General features: G+C 40.1%; 4 protein-coding genes, 3 tRNA genes and 2 rRNA genes. 1 reads left to right on the forward strand and 8 read right to left on the reverse strand.

The genetic code is table 11. The features are described from left to right. The 4 genes from BM739_RS19610 to BM739_RS19625 form a co-directional block, all read right to left on the reverse strand. Window positions 1–394, reverse strand: a 394-nt coding sequence (locus BM739_RS19610) for a GTP-binding protein (RefSeq protein WP_139326931.1), incomplete at its 3' end; no start/stop codon positions are given. Window positions 395–580: 186 nt separating this feature from the next. Further along, window positions 581–654: transfer RNA gene (locus BM739_RS19615), tRNA-Gly, on the reverse strand. A gap of 36 nt (window positions 655–690) precedes the next feature. Continuing rightward, window positions 691–775, reverse strand: a tRNA-Tyr gene (locus BM739_RS19620). Window positions 776–782: 7 nt separating this feature from the next. Then, a tRNA-Thr gene (locus tag BM739_RS19625) sits at window positions 783–858 on the reverse strand. Window positions 859–1078: 220 nt separating this feature from the next. On the opposite strand from BM739_RS19625, the gene coaA reads away from it, so the two are divergent. Further along, entirely contained in the window at window positions 1079–2029 is a 951-nt protein-coding gene (gene coaA / locus BM739_RS19630; RefSeq protein ID WP_076543300.1) for a type I pantothenate kinase, read from the forward strand. Between the two features lie 6 nt (window positions 2030–2035). On the opposite strand, the gene birA is transcribed toward coaA, so the two are convergent. The 4 genes from birA to BM739_RS19650 form a co-directional block, all read right to left on the reverse strand. Beyond that, window positions 2036–3001, reverse strand: coding sequence for a bifunctional biotin--[acetyl-CoA-carboxylase] ligase/biotin operon repressor BirA (gene birA, locus BM739_RS19635; RefSeq protein ID WP_076543301.1), 966 nt, complete (start codon window positions 2999–3001; stop codon window positions 2036–2038). Window position 3002: 1 nt separating this feature from the next. Beyond that, window positions 3003–4016, reverse strand: a complete 1014-nt coding sequence (murB, locus tag BM739_RS19640) for a UDP-N-acetylmuramate dehydrogenase (RefSeq protein ID WP_076543302.1) — start codon at window positions 4014–4016, stop codon at window positions 3003–3005. Window positions 4017–4748: 732 nt separating this feature from the next. Beyond that, window positions 4749–4864, reverse strand: a 5S ribosomal RNA gene (gene rrf, locus BM739_RS19645). 181 nt (window positions 4865–5045) lie between these two features. Continuing rightward, window positions 5046–5262: ribosomal RNA gene (locus BM739_RS19650) — 23S ribosomal RNA — on the reverse strand; the annotation flags it as partial.

Consider the following 5262-nt stretch of genomic DNA (forward strand, 5'->3'; position numbering starts at 1 on the left):
TGATGAAAGGTACGCCAACCTGACGTGAAAGCAAGATGTGCTCACGTGTTTGTGGCATTGGACCATCTGTAGCAGCAACTACTAAGATAGCGCCGTCCATTTGTGCAGCACCAGTAATCATGTTTTTAACATAATCGGCGTGACCAGGACAATCTACGTGTGCGTAGTGACGAGTTGGTGTGTCATATTCGATGTGAGAAGTATTAATTGTAATACCGCGCTCACGCTCTTCTGGAGCGTTATCGATTTGTGCGAAATCTTTAACTTCACCACCATATACTTTTGACAATACAGCTGAAATAGCTGCTGTAAGAGTTGTTTTACCATGGTCAACGTGACCAATTGTACCCACGTTTACGTGTGGTTTACTACGTTCAAATTTTTCTTTAGCCATGATATTGCCTCAACCCAGAGTCTTGGTAATGAAAACACATATAGAAAAAATCCGATGCATTGAATGACATCGAATCGATTAGTTTAGGAGATTAGTTTAGCATAAGACAGGACGTGCTGATTTAAAGGATTTGATTGACTTAATAACTCTGACAGAGATATTAAGCAATCAAGTCGTTCAGCAATTTGGAGCGGATGGCGGGAATCGAACCCGCGTTATCAGCTTGGAAGGCTGGAGTAATACCATTATACGACATCCGCGCAACCTGTTTAAGGCTACCTAACTACCTTTAAAAATGGTGGAGGGAGAAGGATTCGAACCTTCGAAGGCTGAGCCGTCAGATTTACAGTCTGATCCCTTTGGCCACTCGGGAACCCCTCCAGAAAAATGGTGCCGGCACCAAGAGTCGAACTCGGGACCTACTGATTACAAGTCAGTTGCTCTACCAACTGAGCTATGCCGGCTAATCATTTCGGAAACGGATATTAGGTAAATGTCGGCACAAGTGCAATAGCAAAAGCATAAAAAAGATAAAAAAAGTCTTAAATGTCGCTTTTTTAGGCTCAATTTAACAACTGCGTTCAAAAATACCACGATTTACGCTACAGCTAAAACTATCAATGCATTTTCTATTGTTCAATATATATTGTTGGTGTACTGTGCCTGACCTAAGGAAAGGACGTTATGACAACAAATAAATTAACTCAGCAAGCACTTTATTTTTCTTTTCAGCGCCAACAGTGGTCTGAATTACGTAATTCGGTGCCTTTAACACTAAGCCAAGAAGAGTTAGAAAACCTTCGAGGCATGAATGAGCAACTGTCACTCGATGAAGTGACCGATATTTATTTGCCTTTAAGTCGCTTACTCAACCTGATCATCAGTGCCAAACATCAACGCAGTGAAGTGCTCGATCAGTTCTTAAGTCATAAACCGACAAAAACACCTTATATCATTAGTATCTCAGGCAGTGTTGCAGTTGGTAAGAGTACCACTGCGCGTATTTTACAAACATTATTACAGCGCTGGCCAGAACACCCAAAAGTCGAGTTAGTCACTACCGATGGCTTCTTATACCCGTTAGCAGAACTTAAACAACGTAATTTGCTTAAGCGCAAAGGTTTTCCTGAAAGTTACGACATGAAAATGTTAATTGATTTTATTTCCAGCATTAAAGCTGGCGATGAGTCCGTAACGGCGCCGTTATATTCTCATGTCAGCTACGATAGGTTAACGAATACAGTCCAAGAAATTAATCAGCCCGATATTTTGATTATCGAAGGCCTTAATGTATTACAGACATCATTAGATCCAACACCTGATCATAAAAGTACCTTTTTGTCAGATTATGTCGATTTTTCTATCTATGTCGATGCTGAAGAATCACTGTTAAAGCACTGGTATCAGCAACGGTTTTTGAAATTCCGCCAAGGGGCTTTCAGTGATCCTGAGTCGTTTTTCCATCACTATTCGACACTGTCTGATGAAGAGGCGAATGCTACGGCAGCGAATATTTGGGACACTATTAACGGCCCCAATTTACAGTCAAACATCAAACCCAGCCGTGCCCGTGCTAACCTCATTTTAAAAAAAGCCCACAACCACCTTGTAGACCAAGTGCTTTTACGTAAATAAATTAGGTTATTTGGCAGATGCTCTCAAGCTAATTTCGCCACCTATGTGTGGTGTAATTTGGCCATCAATCTCTAATAAAATAGCGCCTTGTTGATCAATTCCTCTACAGATCCCCGATAGAGAATGAGGCGCCATGATCAAATCCACTTCTTTATGAATGAATAAATCATGTTTTTCCCATTGCGGTATAAAAGGCGTTAAACCTAGTAATTCAAATAGGCGTAAATCTGATTTAAGTTGTTGATGCAAATCAATCATTAAATCAGTTTTATTTGGCATTTCCCCTAAAGCACTCAAGTCACTCCATGGTTGATCAATCGCATCAGCATGCTTATTAGACATACTCATATTAATGCCAAAACCGATCACTAAATTACATTCATCCAATGAATGGCCAGACAATTCAATTAAAATGCCTGCTAATTTTTTATTATCTTTATAAATATCATTGGGCCATTTTAAGCCTAAATTTTCTACGCCATATTTCTCTAAGGTTTTTACAATAGAGCAGCCAATAATTAAGCTTAAGCCCATGGCGGCATTCATACCTTGATTTAAGCGCCAAAAAATTGAAGCATAAACATGGTGCCCATAAGGCGAGACCCAATTACGTCCTCGCCTACCTCTGCCTGCAGATTGATATTCAGCAATACAAATATCAGCTGTTTTCAATTCATCAGCGTGTTGCAGCATAAAAGCATTAGTGCTGTTAATTTCATCAAAATAAAAGCAGCGATTATCTATTGCTGCTAATAGTTTTGCCTCATCAAATAATGGTAATGGGTTAGATAACTTATAGCCTTTGCCTTTCACGCTGTATATATCTACACCATAATCAAGTAGCTGGCTAATGTGGTTATTTACCGCGGTGCGTGATAAACCCACTTTTTGAGCAATTTGCTCACCAGAGACATAATCACGATGATCAAGCAAAGCTAGGATCTGTTTCTTTTTAACCCAATGCCCATTCATATTAGATATCTACCTCGCCTTGTGAGCCAATAATTCTTGGTTCCGGCTCTAAATTTATATTGAATTTGTCGTAAACTTTATCCATCACCCCATGAGCTAATTGGCAAATATCATGACCCGTTGCCCCACCGAGGTTAACAAGCACCAGTGCTTGCTTGGTATGTACGGCAGCACCGCCTACTGTAAAGCCTTTTAAATTAGCTTCATCGATTAACCAACCTGCGGCAATTTTAATTGTGCCGTCACTTTGCGCGTAGCCGACTAGATCGCTAAATTTGGTTAATAGCTCAAGATACTGCTTAGCTGAAATAATCGGATTTTTGAAAAAACTACCAACATTACCAAGTACCTTAGGATCCGGTAATTTACTTTGCCTCACATCACATACAGTTTCAAATATCGTTTGGGCGCTAACACTGTCACCCTGTAAGTGTTTTAGTGGGCCATATTCAAGATTGGGCGTCCACAACTTAGGTAATCTAAATTCAACCTCAGTGATAACAGCCTTATCCTTAAGCTGGTGTTTAAAGATTGAGTCTCGGTAACCAAACTGGCACTGATCTGCAACAAGGGTTATTAACTGAGATGTCTTGTAGTCAAAGTACTCAACTTGTGAGCAAAAATTATCGATTTCTACCCCGTAAGCACCGATATTTTGAATTGGCGCCGCGCCAACTGTCCCAGGAATTAACGCTAGATTCTCTAAGCCGTTAATGCCATTTTCTAAACAGTATTCAACAAAATCATGCCAATTTTCACCTGCTTGCACCGATACGATAAAATTAAACTCATCTTCAACCACCTTAATGCCTTTTGTAAGCACTTTTACAATGGTGCCACTGAAATCATCAGTAAATACCACATTACTACCACCGCCTAAGATCATCATAGGCTTAGATTCACTGACAAGCTCAGAAACCACTGAAATCAGTTGTTGTTTTGAGTCAACTTCGACAATAGCGTCGCAACATTGTGATAAGGCCAAGGTATTATGGGGAGCTAAACTTATAGGCATAAAGGCATAGTTCTAACGAAAAATAATGAACACTATTGTACTCAAGATAGATACAAATGGCGAAATAAGTCTCTTTGATAAATATATTACTTCATCGCGTAGATTTTTATTTAAATACCTCTCAGATGTACTCCTGTAGCAGCAATAACTCTAAAAAACAGTAAAACCTATACCAATTTAGCGCCGAAAGATTAACGAGATTTAAAATAATATCCATAGGCACTACCTGAAAGCCAGAAATGATAAAAGCCCGCTACATAATAGCGGGCTTAATACTGATTAGACCCTTGGCAATGTTTAGCAACGAATAATTCCATCGAATTCATCTCTGTATAGCATCGGTATAACGCACTGCTGAATTTATACCGGCATTAAAGCTTAGCTTATCAAGGCAATACGCCCCCACTCACGGTCATGATGAAATGTAGCAACTGATGACTCAAGCTATCACGGTCAGTGAGTTATTTTATTTTGCCCAAAACGAAAACAGCCCTGACTATTAAGTCAGGGCTTTATCGACTCTCTAATGAGAGACATTCGGAACTTAGCGAAGTTTATTTGCGGATAAATCCTCAGCGCTGCATGTCTGTATATATGTTGCTTTATAAACACAGACATTACAGCCTACTTTCACATGACTTTCACATGGCATATGACGCTCAAATGACAAACACAAAAAAGCCCGTTACATCAGTAACGGGCTATCTGYTCTCTTTAAAAGAGAAATTAGGCGCTTGGCGATGACCTACTTTCACATGGGGAGACCCCACACTATCATCGGCGCGATTGCGTTTCACTACTGAGTTCGGGATGGGATCAGGTGGTACCACAATGCTATTGTCACCAAGCAAATTCTTGCTTTATCTACCGCAAATGCAGTAAATAATAATTCGGAAATCTGATAACTCTTTCGAGATTTTTTGAGTTCGCACTTCATTAAGCGCTATMTATTCTTCACTAAGCCTTACCTTTAGCAGTAAGTAATAAATCTAGTTACCATCAACTCAGATAAAAACTCATCTGGGTTGTATGGTTAAGCCTCACGAGTCATTAGTACAGGTTAGCTCAACGCCTCACAACGCTTACACACCCTGCCTATCAACGTCCTAGTCTCGAACGGCTCTTTAGAGGAATTAAATTCCTAGGGATGACTCATCTTAGGACTCGCTTCCCGCTTAGATGCTTTCAGCGGTTATCGATTCCGAACGTAGCTACCGGGCAATGCTATTGGCATAACAACCCGAAC

Source organism: Shewanella sp. UCD-KL21 (assembly GCF_001957135.1).
Taxonomy (GTDB): Bacteria; Pseudomonadota; Gammaproteobacteria; order Enterobacterales; family Shewanellaceae; genus Shewanella.